The following is a 19,651-nucleotide window of genomic DNA, read 5'->3' as shown; positions in this document are numbered from 1 at the left end:
ACAGCTGGCTTCGTCGGCTCGGTACTAATGCCAGGTTTGGCTTTCGCTCAGGGAATGATGGAAGACACCACGGAACGCAAACAGCCGCTCGAGATATGGGGTATCCAGTTTGAAGAGTTTGAATACCGCTACAGCGATGATGATGAAGAACTCGGCGTCTGGAACGGAGATTTCTTTTACGGAACTGACGCACTGAAAGTCCGGTGGCTTACTAAGGGTGAGTACGCCATAGAAGAACAAGCGTACGAAGGCTTGGAGAACCAACTGGTAGGCCAGATTCCGATCTCAACCTTTTTCGATGCTAAAGCCGGTGTTCGCTTTGATACGCCGGAAGGTCCTGATCGCACTTATGCCGTTTTAGGCGTTTCCGGGCTGGCTCCTCAGTGGTTTGAAGTAGACGCAAACCTCTATGTTAGCGACGAAGGTGACACCTCTGCCGAGGTAGACGCCGAATACGAGTTGCTATTGACCAATTACTGGATTCTGGCTGCTACGGTCGATGCAACGGTTGCCTTTAGCGAGGACCGGGAGATCGGTATCGGCAAGGGGCTGGTTTCTACGGAAACGGGCTTGAGGTTGAGCTATGATCTGATCGACCGATCTGTCTCGCCCTATGTCGGCGTGGTTCACGAGCGAAAGTATGGTGATTCTGCCGATTTCGCCGAATCGGCCGGCGGGAGTACCGAAGATTGGTTCGCGGTTATTGGCGCTAGAATCGCATTCTAATTGCGCATTACACCCGCCGTTTCCGCCCGGCAAAACGCCGCATCGCCTGATCTGAATTGACGTAAACCGATTCGGTGAAGGCGGCGCTGGCGTGGCCGAGTTCTTCGCTGATATGCCGAATGTCGGCACCGGCCTCAATAGCCTGGCTGGCACCGGTATGGCGGAGATAGTGTGTTTCGGTACGAATGCTTTCGAGTTGTCGTGCTTCCTCGGAACGGCCTTCAGTGTCTAGTCTGTCGACGGCTAGCATGATTGCCTGTTCATACACACGCTGGATCTGGCGCTTGCTTAAGGCTCCGCCTTTAGCCGAGGGCAGAATCGGGTGGTTGTCACCCTGTACCGGCATCGCTGTCAAGCAACCAAGGTGTTCTCTCCAGCGCTGTAGATAGGGCAGGTATTCATCGGGCAGGGTGATCGTGCGATCCTTGTCGCCTTTACTGAACACGTAATAGGCCCAGTATTCCTCGCCTTGCACGAATTTGCGTTTGAAGTCGCCAAACACCGGTGTTCTTGTTGATCCGTTTTGCCTCTGCCTTGGCGCTAATTCGCTCACCCGCAAAAACAACGACTTCATGGTCACGACAACGAACAGGTGCCGTTCGTATTTCCGGTTTTCATCGGCCGCCAACATCAGCGACTCCAACAAATAAGCCCACTGCATATCCGAAAGCCGCCGAACATCGGTTTCAGTATCCACATCATTAATGGTCTGAACCTTTTGGTCTCGCTTGCGCATGCCAATCATCGGGTTTTTCTGCACATAGTCCTGTATCAGCAGGTACTTAAAAAAGGTTTGAAGGGCGGTCTTGCTGGCGTTGAGCGAAGCTTGAGTGATTGCGTAGCTTACCGTGTCTTCGGCAGCTCCTTTCGTGGTGCGAATCGCAAACGGACGCCATTGTGCGTTCGGCAGACGAAGTCCCTGGCGATCCTGGAAGGCGGAGTAGATACCTCTGCTGATCCAGCTTTTCGGCGGCATGGTCAGTGTTTTGAAATACGCCGTCATCACGTCGGAGTCGGTTTGCACTAAGGTGCGCTTCGAGGTGACCCAAAGGTAATTGAGGAAGCGTTGAACCTCTGAGCGGAAGCGAACGAAGGTGCCCTGGACATCCGAGTATTTGAGAAGAAACTTGCGGGTGATCTCGTAGTCCGCACGCAATAATTCTGAGGGGATGCTAAGGCTTTCAAAAAACTCTGGTATTGAGGGGTGCCGGTGAAAATCGCCTTGGTCTTCAAGGTTTTCGGCGGTATCAAAAAGTGGATGTCCTGAAAATGATGGCATCTGGAACCTGTCTGAATTCTTATCGAACAAACACGGAACTGGCGAACTCCGTGGACATTACATTGAACTAAATACCTATCAACCCAGTTAGTTTACCATATAAAATTAAAGTAAATTCTAGGATTAGATGCCTAACCCAGTGCCATCACAACGTGCTCACCTCGGTAGATTGCGATGCTCGAATTAAACGGGAAGGGTAGAATGCTCTTATTTCCGGCACAGTTTATAAAAGGAGCACCAATGACCATGCGACGCCACGGTGAAACACCAGAACTGGCTGCAACCCTCGTTGATCTCGCACGGTTGGCGGACTATTCATTCATGGACACGCTTAACTGCGATCCTGAAGGCAAAGCTAACGGAGCCGACCACGAACCACGGCAGGTGTTCACGGGCCACTATGTACCGGTCAAACCCACACCCATCGAACACCCTGAGTACGTCGCGCACAGCCAAGACCTGTTCCGCGAACTGGGTTTCGACGACAGCCTGGCGCAATCAGACGACTTCGTTCGCATGTTCTCCGGAGACCTGTCGGAGCTTCCGGAGCCTCTGCGCAAGGTTGGATGGGCGAGTGGTTATGCGCTTTCAATCTACGGCAATGAATTTTACCGGAATTGTCCGTTTCAGACCGGCAATGGGTATGGCGACGGTCGCGCCATTTCTGTGTTAGAGGCAGTCACCAACGGTCAGCGCTGGGAAATGCAACTAAAAGGGGGAGGGCGTACGCCCTACTGCCGCGGCGGGGACGGCCGGGCAGTTCTGCGGTCAAGTGTGAGGGAATTCCTGGCTCAAGAACACATGCACGCATTGGGTGTACCCACCTCAAGATCTTTAAGCCTGTACGTATCGAAAACCGAGACAGTCCGGCGTCCATGGTATTCGGAGGGTACTCGCTCAATCGATCCCGATATTCTGGTATCCGAGCCTGTGGCCATCTCTACGCGTGTGGCCCCATCGTTCATTCGGGTAGGGCAGCTCGAACTCTTTGGTCGTCGCGCCCGTAAGCAGGAACACCCGCAGGCGATGGAAGAACTGGAAAAGCTCGTGCTGCACCTGATCGATCGAGAGTACGGTAAAGAGATCGATCAGTCGCTGCCCACTCCCGACAAAGTCGTGCGACTTGCAGGTGAGTTCCGTAGTCGGCTGACATCACTCGTTGCCAACTGGATTCGTGTTGGTTACTGCCAAGGCAACTTCAACAGTGACAACTGTGCAGCAGGTGGTTTCACGCTCGACTATGGTCCCTTTGGCTTCTGCAATGTGTTTGATCCGCATTACCAGCCCTGGACGGGCGGCGGACAACACTTCGCATTCCTCAATCAACCGGCAGCTGCGGAACGCAATTTTTACTCGTTTTGCGCAGCGGTGCGGCCCTTGTTGGAGAACAATCCGGAAAGTTTGCGACAGCTCGAAGAAATTCAAAGTGAATTCCCGAAATTCATGCAAGCACAAATGCAGCTCATGTGGGCTGCCAAACTGGGGCTGGATCATTTTGACGCGGATCTGTTCATTGAGCTGACAAGACTGATGGCGGAAACGCCTGTCGATTACACCCTGTTTTTCCGGGAGCTTTCGTTGTTGCCTGGCAACATTGAGCCACTTAAGAAGAGCTTCTACCCAAGCCAAGCTTATCATGCACATCCTGAGAAGCTGAACGAGCGTTGGTCCGCGTGGCTCGCGAAATGGCAGTCGCTCATTCCGGCCGATAATCGTGAGCAGCTTTCCAGCCAGATGAAGCAGGTCAATCCGAAGTACAGTCTGAAAGATTGGTACGTGGTGCCTGCGTATCAGCAGGCAGCAGCGGGTGACTACACACTGCTACGAGAGCTGCAGAGCGTGATGACTCAGCCATACGCTGAGCAATCGGAAGACATTGAGCAGAAATATTACCGGCTAAAGCCGTTAGAACTATTTGATGTGGGCGGATGGTCGCACTATAGCTGTTCGTCGTGATTGGTTAGACCACCACGAGAGAGCACTAAACCTTCATCAGGCTAAATTTCGGCTAACGAAACAACCAGCTTGCAACCAGCCGAACCACGCGAGGCATGATCAGATAAACCACAAGTGCCACGATGATAGCTGCAACTAAACCATGACTGACGCCCCACAAGGCAAGAACAGGAACCCGATCAAAAAGAGGCTGCAGCATCATCGGCACAATCAATCATGCCGTGTTTCCGTCACGCCGAGGGCTATTGCCAGCGATTCGTACGTTTCTGGATTTTCTGGAAGAGTCTGTGGATGAGGTCGATTTTGTATTGCCTGGTGACGGGTAAGCCGCTGATTGGCCCAAAATGTCCAATACACCTAAATATTGGACATTCTCCAATGGCCTGTCTGAAGCGGCCTAAGCTTCATTTTTAGTTCGGCTTTTAATACCGCTCCGGCCCCAATTCATATTGGCGTGTGCGACCTTCATTAATTGATAGCAATGCCACGCTCGACCAGTTGGCTCCGCAGCAATTCGACCCTGCGGCGGTTCACGCCCATGTCGTAGAAACCAAGCAGCGATTGTGAGCGAACATTCAAGCGCTGCTTGTCTGCATCAATCAGAACCTCGAAATAATCCGGAAAACCAACCGTATCGCTGTAGCAGGTAATATCCGCGTAACCATAGCGAGCCTCGTTTAGAGAAGCGCCTGGCAGTTCGAGAGCTTCCGCTTTGATGATTGCCCAGGTTGATTCGCTCAAAGGCTCCACCAGACGAATAGGTTCGATGGCGTAATAACTCACCGTGGAAGACGTTGAGACGCAGTTTAGAAACGGCGTGCAGCCATCCAGCGTAAACTGTATTCCCGTGGGCGGAACGTTACGGGTTGAGGCGCAGCCGGAAAGAAGCAGTATCGCGAAAGCCGTAATGTAGCGCATGTTGTGAAAAGTTCCTTTCAACGGCGTTAATGGGAAATCAGGGATTGGGCAAGACAAAGGATTGGCGGGTGATGCTGCACCTCTGGCTACCGAGTATACAAACTTCTGCTCCATCCACAACTGCGCATAATGTATATTATGTTAAATTGTATGTTAGCATCGATAAACGATATTGGTGATTTGCACTCTCCTACGTTGTTCTTATCACTCTGATCGTGTCGTCTGGAAAACATCCGGGAGCAGCTCAACCACAGAATCCGCCATATGAGCGCAACGAGCGCCGTCAAATGGATACACGTTTTCAAACCCTCCCTGTATATGCGACTCCAACAACTTTTTCATATGTCGCCTGGCACGGAAAAGGCGCGTTTTTACTGTCATAACGGTTATACCAAGATCCGCTGCTATGTCGGCTATCGCCATGCCTTCTGCCTCCCTGAGAACAAACACAATCCGAAGATTGCTTGGCAACTCAGAGACCGCTGATTCCACCCACTCTCGAAACTGCGTAACTCCGTGCTCACTTTCCGGCGATCGCTGTGGCGCACTCGGAAACGCTATCACAGACGCTGTCTGGTGAAGCTGCTCCGAAACCGAATCATATTCCTGAGTTGGATGGCGTTTGCGCAATCTCATTTTGGCTGCGTTCAACGCAATTTTGGTGATCCAGGTCGAGAGTTTGGAGTCGCCGCGAAACTCTTCAATTCGGGTAAAAGCAACCAGATAGGTTTCCTGGACGATTTCCTCGGCCTCGGCACTGTTATCCAAAATACCCCGAGCGATACGAAACAGACGAGGATTCAGTCTTCGAATGATCTCTCGTACGGCGACTTCTTCTCCCTGCTGGGCAAGTTTGACGAGCTCTTCTTCAGAAGTTTGCGGGTCTACGCTGGTTTTAGGTGATAAAGAGTCAACAGGGCTTTTCATAAGCATGCCTTTTGTCATCTTGCATTGAAGATAGCGCGGACTGAAGGGAATTGCGCACTGACATCTCCCCTCACTCCCCCCGCACCCAACGCGGAGTCATCCCAGTCTTCTAATGCTGGTGATCCAACGATAATTCGCCCAACCATAGCCGCCATCTCATGCGGGACACAGTAATAGTCATACACTCCAGGAACCGTCAGAGTTAGGCTGAACGTTTGGCCAGGAAGTAAGTAGCCGCTATCAAATGGTTTAGCTGCTTTCGGAATCCGTCGAACACGATCAAAAATTTCAGGGTGATAAGCAGTAACGGTGTGGGAGTTACCCGGATCCCGATTAATGAAAGTAACGGTTGTGCCCGGCTCTATTGCAACACCTTTCGGCTCAAACCAAACTCTTTCACCCCGATGTGTGCCTTTCATGGTGATAACGACATCGTTATCACCATGAACTTCGTTCACTACACAGCTTAAAAGTAGGAGCGAGCCCGACAACCTCAGCAATCTACGTCTTGAACAGTTCATAGTATGATCGCCAGTTACAGTGCCTATTTGGCCAAGCGGTCTTTGGCCCCCTTATCGTGGAAGAGCACGACGTGCGCGTGTGGACTCTCGACTCCGGGATGCCCAGCGTTGTAGTAGATATCGACAGCCGTAACTTCATGAGATCCAACCGCCAGATCGTCGTAAGCAACGCCGTTTTTGAGTTCCTCAAGAGGTGTCATATAAACGGTAGCAGACAGCTTTCCATCACGGTCGTAGCTTAAGAATGGGCCGGCGGGCAAGGTATCCGGATCGACGAAGAGTATTCCAAGGCCCGGCAGAAATGCAGGCAGCGGTAACACATCGTTCACCTGCACGTACGGTCCTTCCGGAGGCATTTGGGCAAGCTTGCCTTCATCATGGGCCAGTACGCCCGCCGCCAGACTCATGCCCAACAACCCGATCAGTAACGTTTTCATAGCCATTCCCCTTTCGCGAATAATTAATGTGGCAATGAAACAGATGCAGTTCCGGCGGAAAGGTTTCAGAATTTTTATCGATTGATATCGGACTAACACGCTGGTAAATTACCCTCCTCTTTGGGGAGTAGCCTGCTTCCGTTCCTCGGAAGAGTTCGCATCAACATACTTGGCCACATGCCATGGTGCGGACACCACTTCGGTTGGCGAGACCATCGATATACCCATGCCTTTGGTCGGGCGTGTGGCTATATCGTGGACTCAACAAGCCCGGCCGGAGTTAAAGAATGAACCCAGTAGCCCTCATTTTACTTGCCTTTGCCATGTCCACCGATGCCTTTGCCGCTGCTATTGGTAAAGGAGCAACCCTCAGAAATCCGCGATTCTTTGACGCCCTGCGCATGGGCCTGATTTTTGGAACTATCGAAGCAATCACGCCACTTATAGGCTGGCTGATTGGCCGCACTGCCTCCAGTTATGTTGAAGCTTGGGCTCATTGGATTGCGTTCTTCTTGCTCGTGGGCTTAGGCGCTCACATGATTTATGAAGGCCTGAAGCCAGGTTCTGAAGACGTCGAAAAACCCACCAGCCACTCTCCATTAAAAGTGTGCCTCACCGCAGTTGGCACCAGTATTGATGCCTTGGCTGTGGGTGTTGGCCTGGCGTTCATCAACGTCAACATCTGGATAGCGGCCGGTTTGATAGGTGCAGCGACCACTCTCATGGTAACCATGGGCGTTCTGCTGGGTAGGACAGTTGGCTCCCTACTCGGCCATCGGGCTGAAGTCTTTGGCGGCCTCACGCTCGCAGGCGTGGGAGTGTGGATACTGGCAACGAATTTATAGAACGTTGACGTGGCTACTTGTCTCTTTTAATGACAACCAACGCCACCCCTAAAACCGATAGCAGGCCGCCACATAGTGCGAGCACACCCAGTCGCTCGTCGAAAAGAATATAGGCCTGCAGGGCGGTAACCGGAGGCACGAGATAAAACAAACTCGCAACGTTGGACGCAGCACCACGGCGAATCAATTGCATCAAAAGAAGAATGGCGCCCACTGATAAGCCCAGGACCAGCCAGCCTGTTGCCAGTATGAGCTGCATGTTCCACGACACCTCGCGCGATTCAAACGCGAAAGCCCCCAGAGCAAACAGAACCGATGCCGCGCAGTACTGAATAAAGGCGCCCGGCACCAAATCGACTCTCTGGCAAAAACGCTTTTGATACACCGTACCGATCGAAATACCTGCAAGTGCGATCAAAGTCCAAAGCAATGCCGAGACGGGAAAGCCTGAAACTTGGCTCGTACCCCCCATTTTCTCCAATATAACCAAACTGACGCCGATCAGTCCCAGCACCAACCCTGACCACTGACGAAGGGTGATGGCTTCCCGCAGGACAACAACGGCCACTGCCGCAGTCACCAAAGGTTGCAGGCCGACAATAATGGAAACAACACCCGCAGGCATACCATCGTCAATCGCATAGAACACGCCGCCCAGATACAGCCCGTGTACCAGCAAACCAGTAATCGCTGTGTGTGCCATGCCGCTTACTGATGGCCACTTGGATTTTAGCCACCACGCAATCAGGCCCAGCACGACCAAAGTCGAAAGCATTCGGTATAACAACAATGTAAAAGGTTCGGCGTACGGGAGTCCGTATTTTGCGCCGATAAAGCCGGTGCTCCACAACCACACGAAAACCGCCGGCATCAAACCAACCGTGAAACGCCCAGTACCTTTAAGTGGTTTATTGCCTGAACGGCCGGTAAAAGTGGTCAATCCAAGTCTCCTGATCAAAGCTGTTTGAGTGTCCCGGGGAATGTGGCGGTATGGTTAACTAATGCCTTTGTCAGTTAATGGCCGGAGTGTATCCGCAAAAATCGCAACTTGGTACAGGAGATCATTAGATAGCTCAGCATCGCCTTCTTTCTAGATTGTAATGAGAACGCTTCTCAGTATAATGCGCATCTTCTTTCCTTGAAGTGCTGGAGCCCCCATGTCAAAACGAGAAGCTAAAAAGCCGCTAAATCGCCACCCATTGGCCGTTGCCATCTCACTCATACCTATGTCCTTTGTGGCAATCGGTGCTGCGCCAGCAATGGCTCAAGACCCGGCCAACAACTCTACCCTGCTTCCAGGATTAACCGTCACCGCGGATTGGTTGGGGGCTCCAACCAAAGAATCTGAGAAAACCTACACCGGGGCGCGCACCGTTGTAGAGAAGGACCAGCTGCAAAATTCTGGCGCTCTGAACCTAGAAGATGCCCTGCGCCCTGTCGCAGGGATAACCGTTTTGGATGAAACCGGCACCGGTATTTTGCCGAACATTGGCGTTCGTGGGTTGAACCCGTTAAGAAGTGAGCGGTTGCAACTGCTGGTCGATGGTTACCCAATCGCCATCGGACCGTACAGCAACGTGGGCGTTTCGTTGTTTCCGGTCACCCTTCCCAGCCTGGAAGTCGTAGACATCGTGCGGGGCGGCGCTTCGGTGCATTACGGTCCCAATAACGTGGGCGGGGTGGTCAACATGGTGACCAAGCCTATCCCCGCCGAAACCTCGCAAACACTGCGCGAGCGCATCACGATTGCCGAAGAAACCGGTAATGTGTTCACAGACACGTATTACCGTGTTGGAGGGCGAGCCACAGATAATCTCGACCTACAACTCCAGGCAAATGTGCAACGTGGTGACGGATTCCGCGATCACTCCGACACACAAGTCGACAACCTGATTCTGGACGCTCGTTATTACCTGAACGATCAGCACGAGCTGGCATCCCAGCTTCAGTACTATCGCGTAGAAGCCGACTTGCCCGGCGCACTCTCACCAGAGGCCTATAAGGAAGATCGTACCCAGAGCCAGCGGCCCTACGATGGCTATGAAGCTGACATGACCCGTGCAACCTTTACCTGGACCTACACGCCATCCGACAACGTTGAGTTTCAATGGCGCAATTTCGTCCACGATGCCGATCGTACGTTCTTCTTTGGTCAGAACTTCAGCAATGGCGGCCACTGGGCAGATCCGGCGGACGAATCCACGCTTGTTGCCGATTCACCGCGCTTGTTCACGGTCTACAGCACCGAGCCCAGACTGGCGATCAAGCACGGCCGTCACGACATTACCGTTGGCGCGCGTTTCGTTAGTGAAGATGTTGAATTCGACGTAAATCGGCTTACTCTCGCAACCAACGAGCGGAATGTTGCGCGCGACTGGCACTTGGACACCCGTGCCATGGCGTTTTACCTCAGCGACACCGTGTCCTTCCTGGATGACCGCCTGACCGTAACACCTGGTATTCGTTACGAAGATGTTGCCATGGATTTTCGAGACAACCTCAACGACCAAACAGAAGAAAACAATGCTGAAGAATGGTTGCCGGGGCTGACCGTTGGCCTGCAAGCATCGGATGACCTATTCGTATTCGCCAACAGCCAGCGTTCACTCGTACCCGTACAGATCGCCCAAACCACCCGCGAAGGCGAAGTCGCTAACGAAACCGCGTGGAACCACGAGCTGGGCGCTCGCCTTCAGGTGACGCCGGACCTTCTATCTTCAGCGACGCTATTCCGAATCGACTACGAAGATCAGATTCAGTTCAATCGCGCCAATAGCCGGTACGAAAATCTTGGCGAAACCCGTCACCAGGGTATCGAACTGTCGAACCGCTTCTACTTGAACAACGCTGTGGAGCTGGGGCTTGGTTACACCTTGCTAGACACCGAACAGCTATCCGGCGACAACGAAGGTAATGAGCTGCCTAACGCGCCTCGCCACAAAGTGAGCGCGGATGCAGTCTATAACTACCAAGCGTGGGATGCCCGCGTGAACTGGGTGTACGTTAGCTCAAGCTACAGCGATGCTGACAACACCGAACAGGAAACCGACAACGGCAGCGCCGGAAAGCTTCCGCACTACCATCTGGTCAATGCGCGCGTTGGTCGCGATTTCGCGATGGGTAGCGGCAACGTGCTGAACCTCGGCTTAGCGGTCAACAACTTGTTGGATGAAGATTATTACTTCCGCGGCGTAGACGTTAGCCCGGTTGGGCGCGTGCCGCAGCCTGGCCGAAGCTTTGTTCTTGAAGCCCAGCTTGATTTCTGATGTTTGATTTCCGAAATCTGGCAACAGCCTTACTCTTTGCTCTGGTTGTGCCGGCCGTTTTGGCGAGCGACCAGAGTATAGAGCTGACCGATGACCGCGGGGCCACCCTGCAGCTATCGGCAGCGGCAACCCAGCCGGCCGCGATTTCAACCTTCGGGGCGGATGTGTCGTTGGCCCTTGGAGTCGTGCCGGTCGCGGTGACGGATTATGGGCTTCAAGGTGTGCCGGACTATTTGTCCGATCAGCTGAAAGGGGTCCCAACTGTGGGGCCTCGGCATCAGCCCAATCTGGAAATACTGTCAAAGCTTTCACCAGATCTGGTTATTGCCATTCGGCGTTATACCGAGAAAGATGGAGCGCATATTGAATCCATCGCTCCCCTACTCGCCCTGGACCTAATATCATTACAAGACAGCCTTCGGGCTGTGGAGTTGGCGGGGCGAGCACTGGGTGCACACGAAAAAGCGGTTGAGTTGAATGCGGAATTTCTGGACCGGATTAAAAAGCTTGCGGCAGCCAGCAAAGAAAAGCCCGCTAAAACCATTGCCTTGCTGACCAGTGGCAGCGAAACCCCATTCATTTACTACGACCATTTTTTAGCGATCGCGCTGCTGGAAAAACTCGGCTTCAATAGCGTTGGCGGTGCGCTGGCAAATCCCGAAGAAAGCATTCCGTTGGGCTACAGGGTCAGTCTGGAGGCGTTACTGGAATTGAACCCGGACATCATCCTGATGCTACCGACGAGTCGGCAGCGCGCCTTTACGATGAATCCTGTCTGGCCGTATTTGAAAGCCGTGCAGAATGACCGGGTTTTTGAAGTACCGCACTACTGGAAAGAAGGTGCAGGCCCGATCGCTCGGGAGCGCATTCTCGATGACATCGAGCGGTTGCTACTTTCTAACCCTGCAAACCGTTCAGATAACTAATGGCCAATCAAACTAACGTGCCTCTATATAGAGTATACGGTACAGCCGTTTTGGTGCTGTCGATTTTGTTTGTGCTGGGCTTAATGGCCGGTTCCCGATGGGTGTCGCCTTCCTCTTTATGGGCTGTGTTGAACGGTGGCGGAGATATACTGACTAAAGTCAGTGTGATGGAGCTACGGCTCCCCCGAAACCTACTCGGCATGCTAGGTGGTGCCGCGCTTGGTATGGCGGGCGCTGTCATGCAAGGGGTTACGCGCAACCCACTTGCATCTCCCGGCCTGACCGGCGTAATTGCATGCGCAGCACTGGCGGTGGTTTCGCTTAGAACACTGGCGAATCCCGATGCGTTCTGGCTTCCGTTAATGGCGCTTGCCGGAGGCTTTCTTGGCGGCGCTCTGACGTTTGTGATCGCTGGCAGGCGCCAGCTACAGCCCGAGCGAGTTGTACTCGCGGGCATCGCCGTTACTTCCTTGGCGACTGCAGTAACCACAGGTTTGTTGCTAGTATCAGGCGCTGAAGCGGCCGAGCTATATTATTGGCTGGCTGGAAGTTTGATGGGCCGCGGCTGGGTTCAGCTGGAATTGGTGTTGCCTTGGCTCGTGTTACCAATGGCCGCACTGTTAGCCATGCACCGCCCGTTTAAATTACTTCAGCTCGACGACGACCTTGCACTCGCAATGGGTTTGGCTGTCGGGCGCTGGCGCCTCATTTTCTTGCTGCTGGCTTTACTCATTGCCGCCGCGCTTGTGGCGTTTACCGGACCTATTGTCTTCATTGGGCTGGTGGCGCCACACATTGCCAAACGAATGATCGGCAGTGAGATCAAACACTGGCTACCTCTAACCGCACTCCTTGGTGCCCTGCTTTTATTATCCGCTGACATACTCGCACGACAGCTCGCGTTCCCCCAGGAATTGCCCGTGGGTATGTTGACGGCTCTGATTGGGGCCCCATGGCTTATCTACTTGCTGAATACCACAAAATCAGTCCGGAGCGCATAGAGCGATGGCGACCGAAACCGCACTGCAACCATACAGTCGCGTGGCTTCAGGCCTGGTAATGGGCACGATTGGGATATTTCTGGCCGTGGCGACCGGTATTCAGGCCGGAGCCGTCGATCTTTCGTGGCCCCAAATATGGGCCGTGTTCGCGGGTGACAGCACGGAACACGTACAGCGGGTCGTTTTCGACATACGATTGCCCAGAACGCTGGTGGGGTTGTTGATTGGTGTTCATTTTGCGCTGTCTGGTTGGTTGTTGCAGCTGCTCAGCCGAAACCCATTGGCGGAACCCGGTATTCTAGGCATCTCAGCCGGTGCCAGCCTGGTGGCGGTGATTGCCTTCATCGTCGGAGACTGGCTGTTTTCCAGCGGAAATCCGTACAACAACGCGTCTCCCGCATTAGACTACTTGCCACTGTTCGCGATGGCCGGTGGTTTGGTCGCGGCCGTGGCGGTGTATTTTCTAGGTTTGAGCAATGGCCTGCTGTCTCCACTTAAGATGACGTTAACCGGTGCCGTCATCGCTGGTATGCTGCACGCACTAACCACCGGCACATTGGCCTTCTGGGGCCATGCTCATACTGAATTAGTGGCGCAATGGCTGGCTGGTTCTTTGTATGGCGCGAAATGGGACCATCTCAGCTCACTGTTACCGTGGACAATCATAGGATTAGCCGGCGCAGGGCTACTTCTACGGCCTCTCAAAGTGATGCAACTGGACGATGAACACGTTCAAACACTCGGGCTGCCGCTTAATCGCTGGCGAGCGTTTGCTCTGCTGATTGCCACTCTGATGGCGGCCAGCGCCGTTGGCGTTGCCGGCCCCGTTGGTTTCATCGGGTTATTGATTCCACATATTAGCCGCAAGCTCGCCGGGCCCGGTCTTTCGGCACAACTGCTGCTATGCGTTGTGCTCGGAGCTTTGCTCACAGTAGGTGCCGATGTACTCGGACGAACGCTGTTTTCACCCTATGAAGTGCCCGTAGGCGTTGTGTCCGCAATTCTGGGCGTGCCTTTCTTTCTTTATCTGTTATCACGGCAATCCTGAGTCACCATGATACAAACTGAAAATCTATCATTAGCTTATGGCGCAACTCCGGTTGTAAACAATGTCTCGCTGGCGATTCCTGAAGGAGCGATCACCTGCTTATTAGGACCTAATGGCTCGGGGAAGAGCACGTTACTCAAAAGTTTCGCTGGCTTGTTGCCGGCCCGATCCGGGCGCGTATTACTGGATGGGCAACCGCTAAATGAATGGGACCGTCAACAACTGGCACTGCGTCTCGCCATGTTGCCGCAAAAGCCAATCGTTCCAGATGGCATTCTGGTAAAAGATCTGGTGACTCTGGGTCGCTTTCCCCACCGCAAATGGTGGCAAAAGAATCAGGCTGAGGACAATCGAATCGCCCATGATTCGATGGCGATGACAGGCGTAGCCGAACTGGCTGACCGGCCGGTGGAAGCACTCTCGGGCGGACAGCAGCAGCGGGTATGGATCGCCATGGCGTTGGCACAGGAAACCAGTATTTTGCTATTGGATGAACCCACCACGTTTCTTGATTGGGGTTATCAGCTGGAGGTTTTGGAGCTATTAGCCAAACTGAACCGTGAGCAAGGGTTAACGGTGGTTATGTCGTTGCACGACTTGAATCAGGCTGCGCAATTTGCAGACCATATCGCGATCATGGCAAAGGGCGAATTACAGGCCATAGGAAGCCCGAGCGAGGTTATTACCGAATCGCTGATACAACGCGTTTTCAGGGTCGAAACTAAGGTAACCTCCGAAGCGAATGGCCGGCCATTCTGTTCAGGTTATGCCGCTGCCCTCAAAGCCCCGGAAATCGCCCCAACATAAATCATGTTCGGCACACTCAAGTGATAGCTTGCTCACCATCAAAGGTATAAAATTTCGCCTGTTCGGGCTGACCCCAGTCCCCTTTCGATAACTAGTATCAGGCGCCCTAGCCTTATGACCGCTTTAGATATCACTCTTATCTCGCTTGCCATTCTCGCGCTGCTTGGCGTTATCTTTGAAGAAGTCATTCACGTTAACAAAGCAAAAACGACCCTATTTTTCGGAACACTCAGCTGGATGCTGCTTTTTTTGTTCAGCGGCGGCTCTGAAGAAACGGCAGTCATTGGAACGGGGCTTTCTGAAAGCATCGCGGAGATTGCAGGCCTGTGGCTGTTCCTGGTTGCGGCGATGACATTTGTCGCTTACCTGAACAAGAAAGGCATGATCGAGAACATGATTTATCTGATTATGCCCCGGCACGTTACGGAGCGGCGCTTACTGTTCCTAACTGGGCTTTTCTGTTTCGTGTTTTCATCGTTAGCGGACAACATCACCGCCACGCTGGTGTCATGCTCGCTTATTCTTTCCTTAAACCTAGAGCTTAAGAAGCGTCTCCAGTTCATTGTTTTAGTGGTATTTGCTGTTAACTCAGGAGGCGTTTCGCTGATCACCGGCGATGTCACCACCCTGATGATTTTCCTGGCCGAGAAGGTTGAGATTCTAACCTTGCTCACGCTCGCCATTCCCGCGTCTATTACGGTATTCATTCTGGCGGTGCTTTTATCTCGGGGCTTAGACGGTACGGTTGAGCTGAAAGCCAATACCAACGAGGTTCGAACGGTAGACGCCGTGATTGCCGGGCTCTTTCTGGTCACTATTATCGGGACGATCACTGTCAACGCGCTGTTCAGTGTGCCACCCGTGCTGACTTTCCTGTTCGGCCTTTCGATCATGTTCCTGGTGTCCCGCTTTATGAGCGACGACAACGACCTGGATCCGATCCTTGAATACATTCGGGTGATCGAGTTTGAGACCTTGCTGTTCTTCCTTGGCATTTTATTGCTGGTGGGCATGCTTAAAGAAATTCATGCACTGGATTCCCTAGTAGCGATTTATGACGTGCTACCGCCCATCTATGCGAACTACTTGATGGGGATTTTCTCGGCAGTGATCGATAACGTGCCGTTAACGGCTGCGCTGTTGAAAGCGGGCATCGATATGAGCCCAGCTGAGTGGATGGGCTTAACCTATGCCGTAGGAGTTGGCGGCTCGTTGCTGGTGATCGGGTCTGCCGCTGGCATTGTTGCCATGAGCAAGATCGATGGCCTGACCTTCGGTGCCTATATGCGTTATGCCCTGCACCTGCTGCTGGCTTATTCGATGGGTTATGGTGGCGTGTTACTGTTAGGGCGTTTCATATTGGCTTAACGAAAAATGCCCGCGAGCTTTCGGCGCGCGGGCATTTTTAAGACTAGACGATTTAGAAGTTAAACTGAACGCCTAAGCCGATTCCGTCTACGGTCACGTCGTCATCATCGTAGTACCGCATGTATTCGAGGTTGCCTGATACGTTTTGGGCCATCTTGAAATTTAGACCGGCACCATAAGAAAAATCTGATCCATCATCTGACTCTGAGCCAGCCTCAAGTTCGGCGCGGGTAAAACCTAACACCGCGTATGGTGTAACGGGACTTTCGTTCACCATATTGAATGTTGCGTATCCACCGAAGAAGTTGTCAATTTCAACATCGACTCCATAGATGTCGTCATCATTGGCGCCAAAACCTGCTCGCGCCTCTAGGCCAACATATTCGTTAGCCATTACACCAACCTTGCCCGACAGTGTTCCTACATCTGCATCTTTGTTGATTTCGTCAAAGTCGACATTCATGAAGGTATAGTTAAAACCAGCATACAAACCGCCAACTCCAGACTTATACATGTCCGCAGCCGATGCCGTACCAGCCAACGCAAAACCGGCGGTGGCAATGGATGCAATGAGCATGTTTTTTCTAATAGTCATCAGCGTTCTCCTCAGCATGAACAGAGTTGTTGTTGCTTCTCCTTTTAACTTGGACGATCAGAGCTGATATAGCCATAGGGGAAACCGAAATTTAACGTCTTTTAATTTACCGTTAATGCTTGGCCGAGCGCCCTGTTTCCTTGCGGTTGCATGGAACGGGGGGTATCCTTCCGCATCTTACTGTTAGCTGTTTTGGGCGTCTCTTGAGAAACCTTAGTCCTGTCATTTTAATCGTCAGCATCATGTTTATACTTCTCAGTGTATTCATGACGTTACCGGTTGCTTTGCTATCTTTCACGCCCGACGGTGCGCCTAATGCTGCCGCCTTCGCGGAATCGGCTGCCCTGGTTTTCCTTCTCGGCGTAATCGGCGTGCTCAGCACACGCCGAAAATCGCGGGACCTGAAACCCCGCTACATGTTCGTGTTAACTGTTTCAAGCTGGTTCATCATTTCGGCGCTGTCATCACTTCCCTTTTACCTCAGCGACAACGGGTTATCTCTTGCAGATGCCATATTTGAAGGCACGTCTGGCATCACAACAACTGGCGCAACCGTATTAACGGGGCTCGACGACTTCGATAAAGACCTATTACTTTGGCGATCGATTCTTCAGTGGCTTGGTGGCATTGGTATCATCGGTATGTTCGTTGCCGTACTTCCTTTCCTGCGTGTGGGTGGTATGCGCTTGTTTGCCACCGAATCGTCGGAATGGACAGACAAGGCCCTGCCCCGCATGAAAACCTTGAGTCGGGGCCTGTTGATTGTATATGCAATCCTGACGACCGTTGCGGTACTCACTTACTGGGTATCGGGCATGTCACTATTCGATGCCTTCAACCACGGCCTGACCAGTATCGCCACCGGTGGTTTTTCAACGTCTGACTTCTCCATGGGCAAGTTCAACGACTTAATACTGGCAGAAGCCACCTTGTTCATGATTCTGGGCAGTTTGCCGTTCTTCCTGTTCGTGAGGGAAATGCACGGCCAACACTTCGCCTTGTTCAGGGATCAGCAGGTTCGGCTTTTTCTGACCATCCTGCTTACCGTTCCGGCACTGTTAACGCTGTACCGATGGTGGGTATCGCCGGTTCATTTTGATCCGCTGCATAATTACATCTCGGTGCTGTTCAACGTAACGTCAGTGATCAGTACATCCGGCTACGCCTCTGAAGATTATTCTGCGTGGGGGCCGTTGGCGTTCGTGGTGTTTTTCTTTTTGATGTTCGTCGGTGGGTGTTCTGGCTCAACGGCCGGCGGGATGAAAATATTCCGCTTCCAACTGTCTCTGATCGTTCTGCGTGAGCAGTTAATGCGGCTGTTACACCCTCGAGCGGTGTTTACACGAAACTATAACGGCCGCGCCGTCAGTGATGAAATTATTTCATCAATGATTGCCTACACGTTTATGTTCCTGCTGTGCTTGCTGTTAATCACCATACTGTTGGCTTCGTTACAGCTAGACTTCATCACATCGTTGTCCGGTGCGTTGACCTCTTTGACCAACGTCGGCCCGGGCCTTGGCGACATCATCGGCCCTGCCGGCACATTCGGCCCGTTGCCTGACGCTGCAAAGTGGATTCTTTCGGTAGGTATGCTAATGGGGCGGCTGGAAATTCTGAGCGTCGTGATTGTGCTTTCACCGGGCTTCTGGCGCGGCTGATCCTGCCGCGCCAGAAGGCCAGTCAATCAGTCTCGGTTTCGGTGCTTTCTGCATGCCGGCGTGCTGCCAGAGCATTAACAACCGGGTTGGCGTACATGTCCAGCAAATACTTCCTGCTAGCTTCATCACACATTTCCAAGCGCCTGGTGATTTCAGCCTTCGCCTCTTCTCGCTCTTCGTTCGAATAAGCACCTGCAGCAATAGCATCAATACCCAGACGGTTTGCCGTTTCCGGTGTTTCAACTTGCAAGCTGCGCATTTCGTAAGCGGCCAGGTTTGAAGCGTGCAAATGGTAATTGGCGTGCATTTCGTGATCGATATGTGCGGCTAGCGCTTTAGGCGTATCCGGCGCTTTGGATATAGGCGTCCCAAAATGCACATGTACGTGACCTTTCGGCCCGGTCATCCCTTTCATGATTTGTGCGGAATCTTCGCCTTCCGCCTTCTGATACTCCCCGGTACGCTCACGGATCTCTAATTCTCGGGCTTTATCAACATCGCACGGGTCGTATTCATAGGAGATAGACACCGGCACGATATGCAGCCGGCTGAGCGCCTCATCAAAACTCAAACCCGACTTTTTCTTGCTCATATAGAACATTTTAATTATGGCCGGATCTGTAGCGTCGATACCGTCTTTCGCACGGCCCTCGCGCTGAGCAATCCAAACGCTGTTGTTGGTATCAATGCTGTGATTGATGAACCCCGAAAGGGTCAAGTACGCATCGCGCATCTCGCGCGGACTGGTGATGTTACGTCGTACCAGGAAGCTCTTGTTGAGCTTCATCATTTCGGCGAAGACCCGATTGGACAACAGGTTGTCGCCGATCGCGATCCGAGTGGTCTGGAATCCGTTCTGGAATAGCAGGTAGTTCACGATCATCGGATCACACACGATATCGCGATGGTTCGAGATAAACAGATGGGCGCTGGTCTTGCTAAGGTTCTCAAGGCCGCTGTGTGTCACTTTCAACGTAGTGCTTTCAACCAGGTCACCCACGTAACCGGATACGCTCATTTGGAGGTCATCTATCGTATGGATATGACCAAAGCTTTTAAGCAACCAGCGACGTATAAAGAACCTCAGCGGCGCAGGTGCCCAAGCAGCCAATCGAGGCGACCTGAATCGACCGATCATATTCAGGAATTCAGAATCATTAGCCAGACGTTGGATAGTGGGAGCAGCTTCTTCGTCCGAATAGGGTCGAATTGAGTCAAATTCCTGCATGCGGGCCCTGTTGTTGTTCGCGGATGTTAATCGGATATTTTAACGGTGCGATATTGTAGCCGGTCTATCACCGCTTTTCCTCCACCTAAACGCCTTGGACCTCTATATCTGGTATGATTCCCAGCCTGAAATTTACCCTGCC

18 protein-coding genes, 1 pseudogene and 1 riboswitch are annotated in these 19,651 nt (G+C 52.6%); of the genes and pseudogenes, 11 read left to right on the top strand and 8 right to left on the bottom strand.

Going from position 1 to position 19,651, the window contains the following annotated elements; translation table 11 throughout:
- Positions 1-27: 27 nt before the first annotated feature.
- Positions 28-726 (top strand): copper resistance protein B, encoded by a 699-nt coding sequence (locus tag DOQ08_RS05175; protein WP_264756352.1) that lies wholly within the window; start codon positions 28-30, stop codon positions 724-726.
- Positions 727-733: 7 nt separating this feature from the next.
- On the opposite strand, the gene DOQ08_RS05170 is transcribed toward DOQ08_RS05175, so the two are convergent.
- Entirely contained in the window at positions 734-2,005 is a 1,272-nt protein-coding gene (locus DOQ08_RS05170; protein WP_114333793.1) for a tyrosine-type recombinase/integrase, read from the bottom strand.
- Between the two features lie 240 nt (positions 2,006-2,245).
- On the opposite strand from DOQ08_RS05170, the gene DOQ08_RS05165 reads away from it, so the two are divergent.
- Both DOQ08_RS05165 and DOQ08_RS16215 read left to right on the top strand, forming a co-directional pair.
- Positions 2,246-3,961: a protein adenylyltransferase SelO gene (locus tag DOQ08_RS05165; RefSeq protein ID WP_206074775.1), complete on the top strand. Its 1,716-nt coding sequence runs from the start codon at positions 2,246-2,248 to the stop codon at positions 3,959-3,961.
- Positions 3,962-4,170: 209 nt separating this feature from the next.
- Positions 4,171-4,287, top strand: a pseudogene (locus DOQ08_RS16215) (LysR family transcriptional regulator); the annotation flags it as partial.
- 142 nt (positions 4,288-4,429) lie between these two features.
- Here the strand turns inward: DOQ08_RS16215 and DOQ08_RS05150 are convergent.
- The 4 genes from DOQ08_RS05150 to DOQ08_RS05135 form a co-directional block, all read right to left on the bottom strand.
- Positions 4,430-4,879 carry a DUF1499 domain-containing protein gene (locus DOQ08_RS05150; RefSeq protein ID WP_114333792.1) on the bottom strand — a complete coding sequence of 150 codons (450 nt, stop codon included), beginning with the start codon at positions 4,877-4,879 and terminating at the stop codon, positions 4,430-4,432.
- A 204-nt stretch (positions 4,880-5,083) separates the two neighbouring features.
- Positions 5,084-5,806 carry an RNA polymerase sigma factor gene (locus tag DOQ08_RS05145; protein WP_165823613.1) on the bottom strand — a complete coding sequence of 241 codons (723 nt, stop codon included), beginning with the start codon at positions 5,804-5,806 and terminating at the stop codon, positions 5,084-5,086.
- A 14-nt stretch (positions 5,807-5,820) separates the two neighbouring features.
- Complete coding sequence (locus DOQ08_RS05140; protein ID WP_206074774.1) at positions 5,821-6,264, bottom strand: plastocyanin/azurin family copper-binding protein; 444 nt, start codon at positions 6,262-6,264, stop codon at positions 5,821-5,823.
- A gap of 86 nt (positions 6,265-6,350) precedes the next feature.
- A complete protein-coding gene (locus tag DOQ08_RS05135) occupies positions 6,351-6,764 on the bottom strand; it encodes a hypothetical protein (protein ID WP_114333790.1) in 414 nt (137 codons plus the stop codon).
- 110 nt (positions 6,765-6,874) lie between these two features.
- Positions 6,875-7,014, top strand: a riboswitch (yybP-ykoY riboswitch).
- Between the two features lie 37 nt (positions 7,015-7,051).
- Here DOQ08_RS05135 and DOQ08_RS05130 point away from each other — a divergent pair.
- Complete coding sequence (locus DOQ08_RS05130; RefSeq protein WP_114333789.1) at positions 7,052-7,609, top strand: manganese efflux pump MntP; 558 nt, start codon at positions 7,052-7,054, stop codon at positions 7,607-7,609.
- Between the two features lie 13 nt (positions 7,610-7,622).
- Here DOQ08_RS05130 and DOQ08_RS05125 read toward each other — a convergent pair whose 3' ends face one another.
- The gene (locus DOQ08_RS05125; RefSeq protein WP_114333910.1) at positions 7,623-8,480 is read right to left on the bottom strand and encodes a DMT family transporter; all 858 of its coding nucleotides are present in this window, start codon (positions 8,478-8,480) and stop codon (positions 7,623-7,625) included.
- 286 nt (positions 8,481-8,766) lie between these two features.
- Between DOQ08_RS05125 and DOQ08_RS05120 the strand changes: the two genes are divergently transcribed.
- The 6 genes from DOQ08_RS05120 (at position 8,767) to nhaD (ending at position 16,025) form a co-directional block, all read left to right on the top strand.
- Positions 8,767-10,875, top strand: a complete 2,109-nt coding sequence (locus DOQ08_RS05120; RefSeq protein ID WP_114333788.1) for a TonB-dependent receptor family protein — start codon at positions 8,767-8,769, stop codon at positions 10,873-10,875.
- Complete coding sequence (locus tag DOQ08_RS05115) at positions 10,875-11,801, top strand: ABC transporter substrate-binding protein (RefSeq protein ID WP_227537492.1); 927 nt, start codon at positions 10,875-10,877, stop codon at positions 11,799-11,801. The genes DOQ08_RS05120 and DOQ08_RS05115 overlap by 1 nt, the downstream gene beginning before the upstream one ends.
- Entirely contained in the window at positions 11,801-12,802 is a 1,002-nt protein-coding gene (locus DOQ08_RS05110) for a FecCD family ABC transporter permease (protein ID WP_114333787.1), read from the top strand. The genes DOQ08_RS05115 and DOQ08_RS05110 overlap by 1 nt, the downstream gene beginning before the upstream one ends.
- Positions 12,803-12,806: 4 nt before the next feature.
- Positions 12,807-13,850, top strand: a complete 1,044-nt coding sequence (locus DOQ08_RS05105; RefSeq protein ID WP_114333786.1) for a FecCD family ABC transporter permease — start codon at positions 12,807-12,809, stop codon at positions 13,848-13,850.
- 6 nt (positions 13,851-13,856) lie between these two features.
- The gene (locus DOQ08_RS05100; RefSeq protein WP_114333785.1) at positions 13,857-14,657 is read left to right on the top strand and encodes an ABC transporter ATP-binding protein; all 801 of its coding nucleotides are present in this window, start codon (positions 13,857-13,859) and stop codon (positions 14,655-14,657) included.
- A gap of 114 nt (positions 14,658-14,771) precedes the next feature.
- Positions 14,772-16,025, top strand: a complete 1,254-nt coding sequence (gene nhaD, locus DOQ08_RS05095; RefSeq protein WP_114333784.1) for a sodium:proton antiporter NhaD — start codon at positions 14,772-14,774, stop codon at positions 16,023-16,025.
- Positions 16,026-16,077: 52 nt separating this feature from the next.
- Here nhaD and DOQ08_RS05090 read toward each other — a convergent pair whose 3' ends face one another.
- Positions 16,078-16,620 carry a porin family protein gene (locus DOQ08_RS05090; protein ID WP_114333783.1) on the bottom strand — a complete coding sequence of 181 codons (543 nt, stop codon included), beginning with the start codon at positions 16,618-16,620 and terminating at the stop codon, positions 16,078-16,080.
- Between the two features lie 242 nt (positions 16,621-16,862).
- Between DOQ08_RS05090 and DOQ08_RS05085 the strand changes: the two genes are divergently transcribed.
- A complete protein-coding gene (locus DOQ08_RS05085) occupies positions 16,863-18,281 on the top strand; it encodes a TrkH family potassium uptake protein (protein WP_114333782.1) in 1,419 nt (472 codons plus the stop codon).
- 22 nt (positions 18,282-18,303) lie between these two features.
- Here DOQ08_RS05085 and DOQ08_RS05080 read toward each other — a convergent pair whose 3' ends face one another.
- Complete coding sequence (locus DOQ08_RS05080) at positions 18,304-19,509, bottom strand: 1-acyl-sn-glycerol-3-phosphate acyltransferase (protein WP_114333781.1); 1,206 nt, start codon at positions 19,507-19,509, stop codon at positions 18,304-18,306.
- Positions 19,510-19,651: the final 142 nt, after the last annotated feature.

The sequence above is a fragment of the Marinobacter litoralis genome (assembly GCF_003336705.1).
GTDB classification, from domain to species: Bacteria; Pseudomonadota; Gammaproteobacteria; order Pseudomonadales; family Oleiphilaceae; genus Marinobacter; species Marinobacter litoralis.
The sequence above is the reverse complement of the archived record's forward strand: the minus strand, read 5'-3'. Positions and strand labels throughout refer to the sequence as shown.

Bases quoted from the DNA above. Each gene is read 5' to 3' on its own strand.
- DOQ08_RS05175 (WP_264756352.1), top strand. From the start codon at position 28: ATGCCAGGTTTGGCTTTCGCTCAGGGAATGATGGAAGACACCACGGAA.
- DOQ08_RS05170 (WP_114333793.1), bottom strand. From the start codon at position 2,005: ATGCCATCATTTTCAGGACATCCACTTTTTGATACCGCCGAAAACCTT.
- DOQ08_RS05165 (WP_206074775.1), top strand. From the start codon at position 2,246: ATGACCATGCGACGCCACGGTGAAACACCAGAACTGGCTGCAACCCTC.
- DOQ08_RS05150 (WP_114333792.1), bottom strand. From the start codon at position 4,879: ATGCGCTACATTACGGCTTTCGCGATACTGCTTCTTTCCGGCTGCGCC.
- DOQ08_RS05145 (WP_165823613.1), bottom strand. From the start codon at position 5,806: ATGAAAAGCCCTGTTGACTCTTTATCACCTAAAACCAGCGTAGACCCG.
- DOQ08_RS05135 (WP_114333790.1), bottom strand. From the start codon at position 6,764: ATGAAAACGTTACTGATCGGGTTGTTGGGCATGAGTCTGGCGGCGGGC.
- DOQ08_RS05130 (WP_114333789.1), top strand. From the start codon at position 7,052: ATGAACCCAGTAGCCCTCATTTTACTTGCCTTTGCCATGTCCACCGAT.
- DOQ08_RS05125 (WP_114333910.1), bottom strand. From the start codon at position 8,480: ATGCCGGCGGTTTTCGTGTGGTTGTGGAGCACCGGCTTTATCGGCGCA.
- DOQ08_RS05120 (WP_114333788.1), top strand. From the start codon at position 8,767: ATGTCAAAACGAGAAGCTAAAAAGCCGCTAAATCGCCACCCATTGGCC.
- DOQ08_RS05115 (WP_227537492.1), top strand. From the start codon at position 10,875: ATGTTTGATTTCCGAAATCTGGCAACAGCCTTACTCTTTGCTCTGGTT.
- DOQ08_RS05110 (WP_114333787.1), top strand. From the start codon at position 11,801: ATGGCCAATCAAACTAACGTGCCTCTATATAGAGTATACGGTACAGCC.
- DOQ08_RS05105 (WP_114333786.1), top strand. From the start codon at position 12,807: ATGGCGACCGAAACCGCACTGCAACCATACAGTCGCGTGGCTTCAGGC.
- DOQ08_RS05100 (WP_114333785.1), top strand. From the start codon at position 13,857: ATGATACAAACTGAAAATCTATCATTAGCTTATGGCGCAACTCCGGTT.
- nhaD (WP_114333784.1), top strand. From the start codon at position 14,772: ATGACCGCTTTAGATATCACTCTTATCTCGCTTGCCATTCTCGCGCTG.
- DOQ08_RS05090 (WP_114333783.1), bottom strand. From the start codon at position 16,620: ATGACTATTAGAAAAAACATGCTCATTGCATCCATTGCCACCGCCGGT.
- DOQ08_RS05085 (WP_114333782.1), top strand. From the start codon at position 16,863: ATGTTTATACTTCTCAGTGTATTCATGACGTTACCGGTTGCTTTGCTA.
- DOQ08_RS05080 (WP_114333781.1), bottom strand. From the start codon at position 19,509: ATGCAGGAATTTGACTCAATTCGACCCTATTCGGACGAAGAAGCTGCT.